The sequence below is a fragment of the Bradyrhizobium sp. genome (genome assembly GCF_016219575.1).
GTDB lineage: Bacteria > Pseudomonadota > Alphaproteobacteria > Rhizobiales > Xanthobacteraceae > Bradyrhizobium.
Genome location: NZ_JACRMG010000009.1, coordinates 1,061,015 through 1,076,331, shown reverse-complemented (window position 1 = coordinate 1,076,331; position 15,317 = coordinate 1,061,015). Strand labels below are relative to the sequence as shown.

The 15,317-nt window shown below is 63.1% G+C and carries 12 protein-coding genes and 3 pseudogenes; 6 read left to right on the top strand and 9 right to left on the bottom strand.

Features of this window, described 5'->3' with window-relative positions:
• Nucleotides 1-169: 169 nt before the first annotated feature.
• The 4 genes and pseudogenes from HZB49_RS10195 to HZB49_RS10180 all read right to left on the bottom strand — a co-directional run.
• Nucleotides 170-592 (bottom strand): annotated as a pseudogene (locus tag HZB49_RS10195) (SOS response-associated peptidase family protein); the annotation flags it as partial.
• Between the two features lies 1 nt (nt 593).
• The gene (locus HZB49_RS10190) at nt 594-1,208 is read right to left on the bottom strand and encodes a hypothetical protein (protein ID WP_291610713.1); all 615 of its coding nucleotides are present in this window, start codon (nt 1,206-1,208) and stop codon (nt 594-596) included.
• A 16-nt stretch (nt 1,209-1,224) separates the two neighbouring features.
• Nucleotides 1,225-1,637: pseudogene (locus HZB49_RS10185) on the bottom strand (hypothetical protein).
• Nucleotides 1,638-1,936: 299 nt separating this feature from the next.
• Nucleotides 1,937-2,602, bottom strand: a complete 666-nt coding sequence (locus HZB49_RS10180; protein ID WP_291610711.1) for a recombinase family protein — start codon at nt 2,600-2,602, stop codon at nt 1,937-1,939.
• Nucleotides 2,603-2,972: 370 nt separating this feature from the next.
• On the opposite strand from HZB49_RS10180, the gene HZB49_RS10175 reads away from it, so the two are divergent.
• The 3 genes and pseudogenes from HZB49_RS10175 to HZB49_RS10165 all read left to right on the top strand — a co-directional run.
• A complete protein-coding gene (locus tag HZB49_RS10175) occupies nt 2,973-3,704 on the top strand; it encodes a hypothetical protein (RefSeq protein ID WP_291610709.1) in 732 nt (243 codons plus the stop codon).
• 846 nt (nt 3,705-4,550) lie between these two features.
• Nucleotides 4,551-5,663 carry a site-specific integrase gene (locus tag HZB49_RS10170; RefSeq protein ID WP_291610708.1) on the top strand — a complete coding sequence of 371 codons (1,113 nt, stop codon included), beginning with the start codon at nt 4,551-4,553 and terminating at the stop codon, nt 5,661-5,663.
• A 38-nt stretch (nt 5,664-5,701) separates the two neighbouring features.
• Nucleotides 5,702-6,775 (top strand): annotated as a pseudogene (locus HZB49_RS10165) (ComEC/Rec2 family competence protein); the annotation flags it as partial.
• Between the two features lie 2 nt (nt 6,776-6,777).
• Here the strand turns inward: HZB49_RS10165 and HZB49_RS10160 are convergent.
• From HZB49_RS10160 to HZB49_RS10145, 4 genes are all read right to left on the bottom strand, one after another.
• Nucleotides 6,778-7,200: a hypothetical protein gene (locus tag HZB49_RS10160; protein ID WP_291610707.1), complete on the bottom strand. Its 423-nt coding sequence runs from the start codon at nt 7,198-7,200 to the stop codon at nt 6,778-6,780.
• A 313-nt stretch (nt 7,201-7,513) separates the two neighbouring features.
• The gene (lexA, locus tag HZB49_RS10155; protein ID WP_291610705.1) at nt 7,514-8,218 is read right to left on the bottom strand and encodes a transcriptional repressor LexA; all 705 of its coding nucleotides are present in this window, start codon (nt 8,216-8,218) and stop codon (nt 7,514-7,516) included.
• Nucleotides 8,219-8,418: 200 nt separating this feature from the next.
• On the bottom strand, nt 8,419-9,630 hold the full coding sequence (gene glp, locus HZB49_RS10150) for a gephyrin-like molybdotransferase Glp (protein ID WP_291610703.1): 1,212 nt from the start codon (nt 9,628-9,630) through the stop codon (nt 8,419-8,421).
• An 11-nt stretch (nt 9,631-9,641) separates the two neighbouring features.
• Nucleotides 9,642-10,271 (bottom strand): HAD-IA family hydrolase, encoded by a 630-nt coding sequence (locus HZB49_RS10145; protein WP_291611173.1) that lies wholly within the window; start codon nt 10,269-10,271, stop codon nt 9,642-9,644.
• Nucleotides 10,272-10,398: 127 nt separating this feature from the next.
• Here HZB49_RS10145 and HZB49_RS10140 point away from each other — a divergent pair, with 127 nt between their 5' ends.
• Together HZB49_RS10140 and HZB49_RS10135 are read left to right on the top strand one after the other, a co-directional pair.
• Entirely contained in the window at nt 10,399-11,568 is a 1,170-nt protein-coding gene (locus HZB49_RS10140) for an NADH:flavin oxidoreductase/NADH oxidase (protein WP_291610701.1), read from the top strand.
• A gap of 283 nt (nt 11,569-11,851) precedes the next feature.
• Entirely contained in the window at nt 11,852-12,016 is a 165-nt protein-coding gene (locus tag HZB49_RS10135) for a hypothetical protein (RefSeq protein ID WP_291610699.1), read from the top strand.
• 107 nt (nt 12,017-12,123) lie between these two features.
• On the opposite strand, the gene HZB49_RS10130 is transcribed toward HZB49_RS10135, so the two are convergent.
• On the bottom strand, nt 12,124-14,853 hold the full coding sequence (locus HZB49_RS10130; protein ID WP_291610697.1) for an EAL domain-containing protein: 2,730 nt from the start codon (nt 14,851-14,853) through the stop codon (nt 12,124-12,126).
• A 300-nt stretch (nt 14,854-15,153) separates the two neighbouring features.
• Here HZB49_RS10130 and HZB49_RS10125 point away from each other — a divergent pair, with 300 nt between their 5' ends.
• Nucleotides 15,154-15,315 (top strand): Flp family type IVb pilin, encoded by a 162-nt coding sequence (locus HZB49_RS10125; RefSeq protein WP_291610695.1) that lies wholly within the window; start codon nt 15,154-15,156, stop codon nt 15,313-15,315.
• Nucleotides 15,316-15,317: the final 2 nt, after the last annotated feature.

Sequence of the window (15,317 nt, the reverse complement as noted above, 5' to 3'; positions counted from 1 at the left end):
GCGCATCGATCTCGCTCGGCGTCAGTCGATCTGGGGTTGGTGTTTCAGGCGGCTTCACGCGCCCAGCTTATCAGCGTCATCGTCGGGCTCGAACCCCTTCGGCAGGCGCGGCGGATCGTCGACCCAGCCTGGCGTCGTCGCAGATAAGCCACGCCATCGATCATCCGTTGCGATCTCCCTTGAACACGGTCCAGATGCCGGCAAAGGCGAGCAGCGGCCGGTCCTCGTTCACCGCGAACCAGACCACGTCCTTCTTCTTCGTTTCAGGGTTCGGCTCCGGCGTGTACTCGGCGAAGGAGTTGAACGGCACCAGGCAGCGGTTCTCTGGCTTAAGCCTGCCGCGCCAGTGCGGCGAGCTGGTGTTCCTGATGTTGGTGACCGGCGGGCCGCCGGTGCGCGGAGGTGGCGGCATGCCCCAGCGCATCATGACCAGCTCGCGGCGTTCGCCTTCGTCGGTGTTGCGGATTACGGGAGCGGGATAGTCAGGGAAGACGCCCGGCATCGGCGCAAGGTTGCCGACGTACCTGTTCAATTTACGAAATAGCCGAAGGATGGCTTCCTGGTTCGTCGTGATCGAGTAGAGATTGCACATCCTACTTCTTTTTGACTTCATGGCCGATTGGCTTGAATGAGTCGCCCTTCTCGGCTTCAGCCATCGCACCAGCGTTCGGTCCAGTCACAAACCTTGGATCGGCTGAGGATGCTGTCTGCAGCGCACGGTTTAGGCGAAGTGTCGGACCCACAGGACGTGCCTCAGGCTTGGATCGAGCTTCATTCCAATGCTTTCTCCATGTCCCAAGCTGCGAGATAAACTTCGCCATCTCCTCCTCGATCCAATGGAGAATTTTCTCGGCCTCATGCAGGTTGAACTTTCCTTCGTCGGTCGGCCGGGCCTTCCCAAGATGGAATACTTGGGGTTCGAGCTTGCTGAATATTCCAGCAAGGTTGTCCTTCCGTGACTTGAAGTTCTGCACAAAGTCGCAAGCCTGAAGGTTATTGCCCTTCTTTTCGCCGTTCGTAAGGAATGCGGCCAAGTTGCATGCCGAAACAGCGAAAGATGAGTGGTAGGCGTTCCAATCAAGGTAGAATACGGAGGTGCCTCGCATTTGCGCGATGGAGTATCGCGCCATCTTAAGCTCGTACGGAAGGTGCTCGTCGAGCCAGTCCTTCTTCTGCTTCTCTTCGATCTCGGCTTTGGTAAATGACATGTTCTTCCTTCCGAGTTCACCGCTCCCCGGGCCACCAGGTCGACGCCGGGTTCGTCGTGCTGATCTTCGTCGGCCGCAGTGCGACCAGATGGCTGCGCTTGTACGCGTAGCCTCGCACCGACGAGCAGTCCTTGCACCGCAGGTACCGCTCCAGCTCGTGGATCGGCGTGGTCTTCGGCCGCCTGACCACGTCCAGCGCCACGGTCCGGTGGGTGTCGCAACCGAGGCACCGGACCCCAGGTAGCCATAGCCCGCGTTCAGCGCATCGCCGAGCGCCGGGGAGGGCTGGGCAGGGCCCTTGTAGCCCAGCATCCGCTTGTTCCAGGCCTCGCAGGCGAGCTTGTCCGCTTCCTTGCGCGCCGCCGCAGCGCGCTCGGCGGCATGCCGGATCGAGGTGCCGAACAGGTATTCGCGGGACTTCGTGGACATGGTGAGAGGATGCCCTCGGCGACGGGGCGTCCGCAAGCCACGAGGTATTGCGGTTGGCACCACGCTTGGCCCCAAACCAAGAGTGTCAGCTCGCGTTCAACACGAACCTACATGATGCGGTTTAAGTGGCTGAGAAACTGGCCGGTGCACCGCCACACCGGACGAGAGGCGATGTGGCTATTCGCATTTCAAGACCGGTGCCTTAAACCACTCGGCCGCCTTCCCTTGTTTCGAAGCACGGAGCGAACAAGTCGCGCCCAGCGGGAGCCCCGTCCTAAAGTAGCTGCGATTTTGCCGGGTCAAGTAGAGCGGCGAAGGATGTTGGCAACCTGGCCGGCGCTCCATTCTCCGCCGCGGGCGGTGGCTATACCGCGCGCGGCAAGAACCGCCGCAACGGCGCGCAGAGACTTGGCGCCGCTCTCCTGTATCTGGCGGATCAAGGGTAGAATGTTTGCCGCGAAGCGGTCGGCCGCATTCTTGTTAGCCGCTGCGCCGAGAGCGCGTGCGATTGCAATTTTCGGGCCTCCCAGAACGCGGCCGCGCGCCTTGGCAGCGGCAAGGGCCGCTTTTGTCCTAGTGCTGATCGTTTCCCGCTCGTGTTCGGCCACGGCAGCAAGAATGTGCACGGTGAGCCTATTGGCATGAGGCATATCGGCGGCGACAAACTCGACCCCCGACTCCATGAGCCTGGAAATGAACGCGACGTTACGGCTTAAGCGGTCAAGCTTTGCGACCACGAGCTTGGCTCGATGTTTTTTGCAGGCAGCAAGGGCTGCTGCGAGTTGTGGCCGATCACTGCGCCGGCCGCTCTCAATCTCGACGAACTCGGCTTCTAGGGCCCACTTCCCACCATTGAGAAAAGCCAGCACCGCCGCGCGCTGCGCGTCCAATCCAAGCCCTGATTGGCCTTGCCGGTCTGTTGAAACCCGAAGGTAGGAAACCCAGTTTCCGCCATCCTCCGTCATTTCTCACCCCTGCATTCATTGACTATACGGACGTATTGAGTTTTTACGGTGGAAAGGAAAAGGTGTCCACACGCTCCGGTTGTTGGGATGGGCCCGCCGCCTTGCCCGAGGCCATTCGAGGGACCTGTGCTAGTCCTAGGGGGCGGGTTCGGGGGTAGACCGCCTTCGTCTAATAGCCTCTTATTCGACCTAGGAGGGCGCGTCCGGACGGTTTTGGGTGGGCGCCGGCTCCCCCCTCCGCCCGCGTGGGGACCGGGGCCTACGCGCCTTTATTTGATCGCGCCGCGAAGGGTGGGTCATGGCGCCAGGTTGACCGTTGGTCCGGAAAAGTAGCTGCGACTATGCGTTGAGGTAGTGGAGTTGGGCCGCCATGACCAAGAAGCGGACGCCTCCTCCGGGGCGAACCGGTAGGACAAAGCAAAAGGGTGGTGAGCGGAAAAGTCAGGCAAAGCCCAATACCGCGCCGAGCACTAGTGACCAGCCAAACCTGCGAGCGCGAGTAGCTTTCTGGCCGGGTCAGGAGCCATTCACCGCGGCCAATTTGGAGAAGCTCTTGGACGAGGTTCTCAAGGGTCAAGCCGTGCCGAGCGATCTCGTCACACTGGCTTATGACTTGAACGATATTCACGGTGCTTTTCGGCTTCGTAAAACGATGGGGCCCGAGAGCCGCAATAAGCAGGCGACGGCAAAGCGCGTCCGCGAGGCTATAGCTGTCTTACAGAACTTTTTCGCAGAGCGTGAGCAGGCGTTCCGCTCGATGGAAGCCATCAGTCCCAAGACCATGAAGGCTGAAATTCGGCTCTACCAACGATTTTGCCTGTTCTTAATGGCGATGCAAAAGCATGATTTTCAGCTGAACATGGATATCGACGAGATTGCCTTGATGCCTGAGGCGGAAAGTTGGCATCAGATCGCGGGAATGATCGCCGACGCGTTTATGATCGCAATGCACCCTCAAAAGCTCGGTTTATCCAACAAGGGGCCGGTTGCAAGATTTGTTGCCGTCGTCATGCCAGCAATGACGGGCGAAAGCCCATCCATCGATAGCGTTGCTCAACACTTAAAGCGACGAAGATTTCAACAGGGACAGAGCAAACGTTGATTTGTCCTCCATTTCGCTCAGTCATCGGCGCTGACAAAAAGAAGAGCCCGGCCGAGGTGCGACCCTCGCCGGGCTGATCCGCGCAAAGCATTCAGGCAAGGGCGCGGATTCCGTTGCAGGCAAATAGACTGATCGTTCCAAGCCGTCAACGGCACGCTTTGCCAGCCCGGCCCAATCAGCCGATCGAGCCGCTTTCATCGAATAGTCGCGGCGGCCCGGCGTTTTTTTTCCGGGGACGAAGCGCGCGGTGTTCTTGCTCCCCCGCCGTGGTGGCGCCGGTTCGACGGTCCACCAGTATCCAGGACAATAAAAGGCATTCGTTTGTTCCGCGTTGCCGTCACCGGGCATTGTTTGGTGGGCCGGGCCGGCTGGCCCCCGAGATCGGGCATCCTGGGGATTTGCGCTACGAACGCCTCAACCGCATGGCGCTTAGTGGGTGCCGGGCTTTGCGGGGAGCCGGGCTATGGCTTCTCGTCAAGAGAGCGGAATTGGGAAGGGTCTTACCAACAGGGACATAGCAAACTTTTCTTGTCCTCCATTTAGTTCATGCATCACCGCTGGCAAAATCGCGATTGTCCTTGCTCCAACGAGTTTTGAAATGATCGACGATAACAGTGCCCAGTCAGCAGCGCCAGTGGAGCGAACTGCGAGCTACAATGTAGCTTTGGTTTCGCCGCACGTGGCAGCAGCCAGGCTTGCGATTTCCGTCCAACAATTAATGGACTTCGTAAAGGATGGAGCGATACGATACGTCAACATTGGTCGAGGAGCTAAACGTCCCAGATACGCCTTTGATGAAAGCGATTTGAAAGACTTCGTTGCGGCGCGCAGGAGCCAGGAGCACCCATGTCAGTCTTCAAAACCAAGAAGTCGGGCGCGGTCTACTGGTTTGATTTTGTCATCCAGGGTCATCGGTTTTACGGCTCGACGCGCTGCACTTCTAAGCGAGAAGCCGAAGACTTCGAGACAATAGAGCGCAAACGGGCGCGCGAGTTGATAAAGTCGCAACGTAATGCGGCTTATTCGCTTCAGATCGACCACGTCGCGGACCGATTTTGGCAGGAAGTGGGCCAGTACCATGCCGGCTATGATGCCACTCAGCGAAACTTGGCGCGTATCGTTGATTACTTCGGCCCAACTACGCCGCTGACCGTCATCGATGATGCAGCCATTGCGAAATTGGTGGCATGGCGACGAGGGCAACACGTCAAAGGCCGAAGGGATGCACCGCTTATTTCTCCTGCCACCGTCAATCGTTCGGTTACCAAAGTGCTCAAGCGGCTTTTTACTTTTGCCATCTCCGAGGGTGCGCGGTTCGAGCGTGAAATTAATTGGACAAGACATTGGTTGAAGGAGCCGCCGGAGCGTGTTCGCGAGCTGCAAGATCACGAAGCTGCGGCGTTTGATGATGCAATGCGCTCCGATTACCAGCCGTTTTTTGATTTTGTTCGGACCAGCGGTCTGCGCCTGCGGGAGTGCGTTACTCTGCGTTGGACTGAAGTCAACTTCGGGACCCGCCAGATTGTGCGGCTAGGGAAGGGCGGAAGACGCGTGGTGTTCCCGATTACTGGAACCATCCGCGAGATCCTCTTCCCTTTGCAGGGGTTGCATCCCGATTTCGTATTCACCTACCTCGCGCAATACGGCAATAAGCGGCTAGGTCTGGTACGCGGAGAACGCTATCCCCTGACGCTCACGGGCACGAAATCAGCTTGGCAAAGCATTCGTGCAAAGGCGGGCGTGACGGATTTCCGATTCCACGACTATCGCCATGATTTCGGCACCAAACTATTGCGCTCCTCGGGCAACCTCAAGCTTGTACAGCGGGCTATGAATCATGCCGACATCAAAAGCACTTTGCGGTACGCTCACGTCTTAGACGGTGACATAGCTGAGGCAATCGAAAACGTTGCAAAGTCCCGGGAAAAGTCCCGGGGACCTGCTCGGAAGGTAGGGTAAGACTTTGAAATCATTTTCAATCAAATTCATTGAACCTGAGCTTCCAGATGTCGTTTGCGGCCACGCTGGGCCTCGTCGCGCTGGTGCAGATCGGCATGCCAAAGCTGTTCGCCGCGCCCGACAATTCCACGAGCGCGCGCGTGGCGCTGTGGGGTGGCCGGGAGTTCGTCATGCTGCTGCTGGCCTCGCTGGTCGCGGGCCTCGCCACCACGCCCTACGCCGCCTTCCATTTCCACCGCATCACGCCCTATGGGGTGGTGGCCAACCTCGCGGCGATGCCGGTGGTCTCGGCGCTGGTGATGCCGGCGGGATTGTTCGGCCTTGCGGCGATGCCGTTCGGCTTCGACGGCTTCTTCTGGTGGCTGATGGGCGTCGGCATCGACTGGATGGTCGCGGTCGCGCAATGGGTCGCGCGTCTGCCCGGCGCGGTCGGCCGGATGGCCGCGTTCGGCATCGCGCCGTTGATCCTGGCGAGTGCCGGCATCATCCTGATGGGCCTGTTGCGCACGCCGCTGCGCTGGAGCGGGGCAGGGGTGCTGCTGCTTGCCATCGTCTGGGCGGCGGGAGCGCCGCGGCCGGATATCCTGATCTCCGGCGATGGCCGCAATGTCGCCGTGCGCGGCACGGACGGCCGGCTGCACCTGATGAAGGGCGGCAAGGACGCATTTGCCGTCAGGGAATGGCTGGCAGCCGACGCCGATGCGCGAACCGCCGGCGACACCTCGCTGGCGGAAGGCGTGTCGTGCGACGCGGGCGGCTGCGTAACGCCGGCCGCCGGTGGCGCCCTGGTGGCGCTGAGTCTGCGGCCGGAAGCCATCGCTGAGGATTGCGAGCGCGCCGCCGTCATCGTCACGGCGCGGCAGGTGCCGGCAGGCTGCCGCGCTTCCGTCATCGATGCGGAGCGGCTGCGCCGGCAGGGTGCGCTGGCGCTGCGCCGCACGGGCGATGGATTTGCCGTCGATGCAGTCAAGCCGCGCGGCATTGACCGGCCGTGGTCGCCGTCCGCAGGCGGCGACTTGGGCGATGGCGACACGACGCTTCGCGTTGCGCGTCCCGCCCGTCAGGCAGTTGATGCAACGCCGTCGGAAGCCGACATGCAGGCCGACGAATAGGTTCAGTCGGCGATGATCGGCCGCGGAGCAGTCTGCTCGGTATCCGCCTTCCTCGCTTCGTGCTGGCCTTCCCGCACCGGAAGCTGCAGCACGGTAACGCGCTGGCCTTCGCAGAGCTGCGTCACCAGCACGAACATTCCGTCGGGGAATTCGATTGCGTCATGGTGACGATCCGCAATGTGCGGATCGATCATGCCGAACTTGCCGACGCGGTATTCCAGCGTCTTGGGCCAGATCCAGCGGCTGTCGTAGCGGACGTTCTCGGCGAAGGCGAGCTCCGTTCCCGGCAGCATGCAGACCGCGGTCTCCGGGTCGCTTTCCGAGGCGAAGCCTCGCGTGGAAGTGCCGCGGAACGTGGTTGTGATCAGGGTTTCGCCGACTTCCGCCGGCCGTGTCGCGAGAGCGCGCAGACTATAATCGCACATGGGATTGCTCCTCTTGCGAGATAGAGCCAGCCCGCGCCACTGGTTTGCCTGGGCATGATCTTGACGAAAACGATCTCCACTTCTCGGGATCATGCCCTGGAGGCGCAGGCCTCTATCAAGGTGGAGATGTGCGAAAAGTTGCGCCCGGTTATGGGCAATGATGCGGCCGGCAATGGCTCGCGCGATCACAAATGCGTTTTGAAATTTTCCGGCTGTGTCGCGGCCGGACGCAAAACCATCATCTCACCGGAAGCGCCGGCTCTGGAAGCGATGGAGGTCCGGACCCGCAAGCGCGGATCCGGACGCGATGCAATCAGTACTTCCTGTACAGCCCGATCAGCTTGCCCTGGATGCGCACGCGGTTGGGCGGCAGGATGCGAACTTCATAGGCCGTGTTGGCGGGCTCGAGTGCAATCGAGGCGCCGCGGCGGCGGAAACGTTTCAGCGTTGCTTCTTCTTCGTCGATCAGCGCCACCACGATGTCGCCGGTGTCGGCGGTCTCGTTGCGCTGGATCAGCGCCATGTCGCCGTCGAGAATGCCGGCATCGACCATGGAGTCGCCGCGCACCTCGAGCGCGTAGTGCTCGCCGGAGCCCAGCATGTCCGGCGGCACGCTGATGGTGTGGCTGCGGGTCTGCAGCGCCTCGATCGGGGTGCCGGCGGCGATGCGGCCCATCACGGGGACGGCCACGGGACGCTCGCCGCTGTCCTCATTGACCTGCGCGCCACCCGAGCGTTTGCCGAGCGTGCCTTCGATGACGCTCGGCGTGAAGCCGCGGCGGCCGTTGCCGCTTGAGCCGGCGAGCTCCGGCAGCTTGATCACCTCGATGGCGCGGGCGCGGTTGGGCAGGCGGCGGATGAAGCCGCGCTCCTCCAGCGCCGTGATGAGGCGGTGAATGCCCGACTTCGAGCGCAGGTCGAGGGCGTCCTTCATCTCGTCGAAGGAAGGCGGCACGCCGGCCTCCTTGAGTCTCTCGTTGATGAAACGCAGGAGTTCGTACTGTTTGCGCGTAAGCATCGCGAGCAATCCCCGGGGTTAGCGTCGTTGGTGGCGCGTCGTTCAATTCCGAGACTCGTGCGGTGCGCGCCAAAGCAGTCAAAAGGCACTACCGCTCGAAACAAATCATGAACGGACACTATATGTTCGATATGTGTTCCGCAACCACTTAATTTTGGGTGAACGGGATGAGCTTTTGTCGGGAACCGCGAATCAGCCGGTCATTCCGGCAGTCGCAGGATCTCCACAACGCTGCCTTTCGCAGCGGCCGGCGCCAGCGGCGCGCGTACCAGTAATCCCTGTGCCGCAGCGAGAAATCCAAGCAGCGACGAGTCCTGATGACTGACGGGCGTGGCGATGCACTGGCCGTCGTCGCGCCGCTCGAGGCGCGCGCGCAGGTAATCCTCGCGCTGGTCGTTGGCGGCGACGTCGCGCCCGAGCAATGCCGTTTCCCTGGCGTGGTGGATGTCGCTGCGGCCCGACAGAGCGCGAATCAACGGCACCAGGAACAGGAAGGCGCAGACATAGGAGGAGACGGGATTGCCGGGCAGTCCGATCACCTGCATCCCGCCGAGCCGGCCGTACAGCATCGGCTTGCCGGGCCGCATCGCGATCCGCCAGAACGCGATTGTCATGCCCTCGGCCTCCAGCGAGCGCTTGACGAGGTCGTGGTCGCCGACCGAGGCCCCGCCGGTGGTGACCAGCACGTCGGCGCCGACCTCGCGGGCGCGGCGGATGCCGGCGGTGGTGTCGGCGACGGTGTCGGCGGCAATCCCGAGGTCGATCGTGTCGGCGCCCTCGGCACGCGCGAGCGCCCGCAGCGCATAACCGTTGGAATAGACGATCTGGCCGGAACCGGGTGTGGTGCCGGGCATCACAAGTTCGTCGCCGGTGGCGAGCACGGCCACCTTCGGCCGGCGGCGCACCGCCAGTTCCGGATAGTTCATGGCCGCCGCCAGCGAGAGGTCGCGGTCGCTGAGCCGGGTTCCGCGCTTGAGCAGTACGTCGCCCTCGCGGAAATCGACGCCGGCCTGGCGGATATGTCGTCCCTTCACCGCGGCTTCCGTGATGCTGAGGGCATCGCCGTCGACGCTGGTGTCTTCCTGGATGATGACGGCGTCGGCGCCGTCGGGGATCACGCCGCCGGTGAAGATGCGCGCCGCTTCGCCCATCCCGACGGTGCGGCCGAACGGCCGGCCGGCGGCGATCTCGCCGATCACCTTCAGCCGCGCCTTCACATCGGCCGCATCGGCCGCGCGCACCGCATAGCCGTCCATCGCCGACATCGCCTGCGGCGGCTGGGTGCGTTTGGCAGCAACGTCGCGCGCCAGGGTGCGGTGCCAGGCGGCGTCGAGCGCAACGATCTCCTCAGCCAGCGGCTGGACGCCGTCGAGGATCGCGGCAAGCGCAGAGGTCACCGGCATCAAGGCCAAAGCAAGAACTCCTAGATTCCGAGCGCGGCAAGCGCGCCTGCCACGTCGTCGGAAGACTTCACATGCACGGCGGCAAGGCCGCTGGCGCGGGCGCCTGCGATATTTTCGGCGGAATCGTCGAAGAATACAATGCGCGCGGCGGGCACGCCGATGGCGTTGACGACGTGATGGAAGGCGTCCGGCTCCGGCTTGCGCAGCCCGATGCTGGAGGAGAGATATATTTCCCTGAAATGGCCGAGCACGTCCGCATAAGCCCTGGAGAAGTGCTCGACATGCGGCGGGTTGGTGTTGGAGAAGGCATAGAGCGGCATGCGCGCGGCGGCGCGCGCCAGCAGCGGTGCGATGCCGGGCATCTCGCCGGCGAAGATCGCGTTCCATCCTTCCAGGAACTGCGCGTCCGAAATGCCGATGCCGAGCGACCGCCGCAAATCGCCGAAGAACGCGGCATCGTCGATCTTGCCGGTCTCGTGGTGCCGGAAACTGTCGTTGACGACAAAGCGCGCGGCGAGGTCGGAAGGCTCACAACCGGCGTGACCGGCCCAGATGTTCATCACCCGGCCGAAATCGATATCCAGCACGACGCGGCCGATATCGAACAGCAGCACGTCGGCAGAGCCGGGGGAGAGGGAGGGCGGGGTCATGACGGCGGTGGTGTACGAAAATCGCAGCCGCCATGCAACGATGCGGACTTGCCGCGGCACGCGATGAAGCTATCGTTTGCCTCCGAATGAGGCCGCGAAACGACGGCCCGACGACGAGGAAGCGCTCATGTCCGGCTCGCTGTTGTTCTCTCCGATCACCATCCGCGGCGTGGAATTGAAGAACCGCATCGTGGTGCCGCCGATGCACCAGTATTCGGCGATCAAGGGCTTTCCGACCGACTGGCACCTGATGAACGCCGGCAAGTTCGCCGCCGGCGGGGCAGGGCTCGTGATCGTGGAGTCGACCAAGGTCGAGCGGCGCGGCTGCGGCACGGTCGGCGATCTCGGCATCTGGGACGACAAGTTCGTCGAGCCGCTCGGCCGTCTCGTCAAATTCATCAAGCAGCAGAATTCGGTGGCCGGCATCCAGCTCGGCCATTCCGGCCGCAAGGCGCGCGCCACGCGGCCCTGGGAAGGCGACCGGCCGCTGACGCGCACGCCCGACATCGACGATTGGGACGAATGGACGCCGGTCGCGCCGAGCGCAATCGCCCACAGCGAGAAATGGCCGGTGCCGCGGGCGCTGGAGCGGGCCGAAGTGAAGGACCTCGTGCAGGCCTGGGGCAACGCCGCGCGCCGCGCCCACGAAGCCGGCTTCGAGGTGCTGGAGCTGCACGGTGCCCACGGCTATCTCATGCACGAATTCCTCTCGGAAAGATCCAACCAGCGCAGCGACGAATATGGCGGCTCGGAAGCAAACCGCATGCGCTTCATTACCGAAGTGACGGAAGCCGTGCGCACGAATTGGCCCGACCACAAGCCGCTGTTCGTGCGGCTATCGGTTGAGGACAATGCCGGCTGGGGCCCGGAGCAGAGCGTGCGTCTCGCCAGAATATTGAAAGGCAAGGGTGTCGACGTCATCGACTGCTCGTCCGGCGGCATCACCGACGTGGCGCCGATCCTCGGCAAGGAGATCAAGTACAGCTACCAGGTGCCGCTGTCGGAATATGTCAGGAGCCACGCCGGCATCATGACCATGGCGGTCGGCCTCATCATCCATGGGGACCAGGCCGAAGACATTTTGCGCGCCGGGCAGGCCGACCTGATCGCCGTCGGCCGCGAGATACTCAACAACCCGAACTGGCCGATGGATGCCGCGCTGAAGCTCGGCATCGAAGGCCCGTTCCGCAACGTGCCGCCGCAATTCGGCTACTGGCTCGGCACCCGCGCCAAGCGCGGCTTCGGCACGCAGCCGTCTACGTGGCAGAGCGGGCTGAACGAGACGAAGGCGTCGTAGTCCTGGCGGATGTCGGATTGGCGAAGCGCAATCCGCCATCGGAGCCGCGGTTTGGGCGGCGGATTGAACTTCGCTGATTCGTTCTAGAGCCGTGCCCGCGGCGCGGCTCTCGCGAATATTCCATATGCGCCTACGGGCCAATACCCACTGAATTGACTCGCTATTTTCCCGAATAGAGCGCCTGTTGTGTGGCGAGCTACTGGCACGTCCAGTAGGTAAGGTCGGGTGACGGACAACGCATGGTCCCCGCGCCGAGGTCACTCATGCGGGGAAAGAGACTGTCATGGCTGATGCTTGGCAAAAGGTCCAGAAGACGAGAGCCGTGGTGTTCGGATTGGTCGGCGCGGCCGCAATGCTCATCGTCCCCGGAACCACGACGCTCTGGCGATGCGTGTTCGGTGTTTGCGTCCTCATGGCAAGCGCCGCATACGACCTCAACCAGAAGTAATTTCGAGCTCACTGCACGGGACGCGAAGCCGCTCTATCCGGAGAGGGTAGAGGGTACCGCGGGTCTCGGGCTCCTCGCGCAATGACAGTTGCGGCCGGAATCCGGTTTCAGGAAACCGTCGCCGTCTTGCGCTTGCGCGCGCCGTTTTCAGGTTGCGCCGGAGCCGCCCGATGCGCAGTCAACATCTCACGGACCACATCCGCCGATTTCGGCGCGCTGAACAGGTAGCCCTGCATCTCCGAGCAGCCGAGCTCGCGCAGGATGCGCTGCTGCTCGGCGGTCTCGACGCCTTCGGCCGTCGTCGTCATGTTTCGCTCGGTGGCGATGCTCACCACCGCGCGCACGATGCCGGCCGAGCCGTCGGGCCCGGCGATGTCGGTGACGAAGCAGCGGTCGATCTTGATCTTGTCGAAGGGGAAGCGCTTCAGATAGCTCAGCGACGAATAGCCCGTGCCGAAATCGTCGAGCGCGATGCGCACGCCGATGGCGCGCAGCTGATGCAGGATGGCAAGCGCCGCGTCGTCGTCGCGGATCAGCACGGCCTCGGTGATCTCGAGCTCCAGCCGGCTCGCCGGCAGGCCGGAGGTCGCGAGCGCCGCGATCACCTTAAGGGCCAGCGTGCCGCTCTTGAACTGGACCGGCGAGACGTTCACCGCCAGCTTGACGTGATCGGACCATTTCGCCGCTTCCATGCAGGCGGTGGCCAGCACCCATTCGCCGAGCTGGTTGATCAGGCCGGTATCTTCGGCGATCGGCACGAATTCGGCCGGCGAGATCAAGCCGCGCTCCGGATGGCGCCAGCGCACCAATGCCTCGCAGCCGGTAATCGAGCCGTCCCGCAGGCTCAGGCAGGGCTGGTAATAGACTTCGAAGCCGCCATCGGCGATGGCCTGGCGCAGGTCCATCTCCAGTTGGCGGCGCGCGCGGACCTGGGCGTCCATGACAGGCTCGAAGAAGCGGTGGGTGCGGCGGCCGGCGGCCTTGGCGGCGTACATCGCCAGATCCGCGTTCTTGAGGATCTGGTCGAGATCGGAACCGTCCTGCGGAGCCAGCGCGATGCCGATCGAGGCGTCCGCGGTGACCTGATGGCCGAGGCAGTCATAGGGCGTGCGGATCGCCGCGTAGACGCGGTCGACGAGATCGGCGACATCGCCGGGATCGCTGACGGAAGTCAGCACGATGGCGAATTCGTCGCCGCCGAGGCGGGCGACGAAATCGCTCTCCCGGACGCAGCCGCGCAGGCTTGCCGCCACCGATTTCAGGAGCTCGTCCCCGATCAGGTGGCCGAGCGAATCGTTGACGCTCTTGAATTCGTCGATGTCGATGTAGAGCACCGCGAGCTGCCGGTCGGCGCTGGCATGCGACAGTTCCAGCTTGATCTGCTCATGGAACAGCGCGCGGTTCGGCAGATCGGTGAGCGCGTCGTAATGCGCGAGATGGGTGATGCGCTCCTCGACCCGGCGGCGCTCGGTGATGTCCTCATGGGTGGCGACCCAGCCGCCGTCGGCCAGCGGCTCGTTGACGACCTGGATCGAGCGGCCGTCGGGCGTATCGATCACCATGGCATTGCGCTGGTCGATGTCGCGCAGCACGCGCTCGACGTACTGGCCGACGTTGCCGGTGAAGGAGCCGGATTCCTTGCGGTGGGCGATGATCTCGCGGAAGCTGCATCCGGGTTTGACCACGTCGGCCGACAGGCCGTACATCTCGATGTAGCGCCGGTTGCAGATCACCAGCCGCTGCGAGGAATCGAACAGCAGCAGGCCCTGCGTCATATGGTTGACGGCGGTGTCGAGGCGCCGCTTCTCCAGCGTCAGGCGGCGCTGCGATTGCCGGTGCTGGTCCGACAGCTTGCGCACCACGAGCAGGAGCAGGGCGGCGATCGCAAACGCCGAGGCGGTGGCGATCGTCACCAGCATGGCGATCTGCTCGCGCCAGTCGGCGAGCGCCGCTTCCGTGGTCGTGGCCGCAACGACCACCAGCGGAAACCGGCTGAGTGCGCGCGAGGAAGCCAGGCGGTCCTTGCCGTCGATCGGGCTGACGCGCCGCGACGTGGTCGCAGGCTGTTCGAACGCCGCCCGCAGCTCAGGGGCGCCGCTCGTGCTGAAATTCTTGCCGATGATCTCGGCGACATGCGGATGACGTGCGAGCAAGGTGCCGTCGCGGTGATACATGGAGATCGCCGAGTCGGGCGCCAATGCAATCGTGGCGAAGAATTTCTCGAAATTGGCGGATTCGATGCCGCGGCCGACGACGCCGATGAACTCGCCGTTCGCTCCGGTTACCCTGCGCGCGAGCACCGTGGTCCAGATTCCGGTGATGCGGCTGTAGACGGGCTCGATCGTCATTTCCGGTGCCCGGGGATCGGACTTGAAAGTCCGGAAATAGGGCCGGTCGGCGATATTGACCGCAGGCGCGGGCCATGCCGACGAGGTGTTGATCAGCCTGCCGTCGTCGTCGAACAGGTGCACGCCGCCGACATAGGACAGCGCGCTCATCTTCGACTTGATCATGCGGTGGATGGCTTCGCCGGACATCTGGCGCCTGTAGTCCTCGGCTGTGGTGACGCCGTTCGCGCGCATGTAGCCGATCAGGTCCTTCTGGACGACCTCGAAATCCTCGAGCTGCTGACCGAAATGGCGCGCCAGCAGCAGCACCGTGTTTTCCAGCTCGCGCTCGGCATTGTGCAAGGCGCGCTCGCGGAAATTTCCGGCCATCAGGGTGGCGCCGACCGCGATCGCCGCGATCAGGAAACCGCCGCCGAGCACGAGCCAGCGGATCGGGCCGCCGCGAAGGACGGCGGCGACGCTGACGGACGGGGTAGTGTTGTTCTTCATGCTTCGGTCGCAGCGAGGAGGAATCCACGGAAGGGGTTTGTGCAACCCCCGGCCCGCAACACCGGTACCGCAGCGACGTGGAGTTGCGGTTAGGAAGTTCGGTTAATGAAACGTGAGCGAAATCGATACGAATGCAGAAAATGCCGAGCTGGCTGATGGCAAAACGGAATCAATTGCCGGGCGCCGCTGGCCTCAAGCAGGGCTTAACCATCTAAGCCGTTGTAACCGCTCGGCGGCCAACTGGCACGACAGTTGCGAGGTCCGTTGCTGTGTAGACAAGCGTGAATGGAGTGCCACCGAATGAGCAAGTTGAAGCAGTTTCTCGCCGATGAATCCGGTGCCACCGCGATCGAATACGGGTTGATCGCCGCAGGTATCTCGCTCGCGATCATCTCGGTCGTGAACGGGCTCGGCAGCAACCTGAAGACCAAGTTCACCTCGATCAACACCTCGCTGAAGTGATC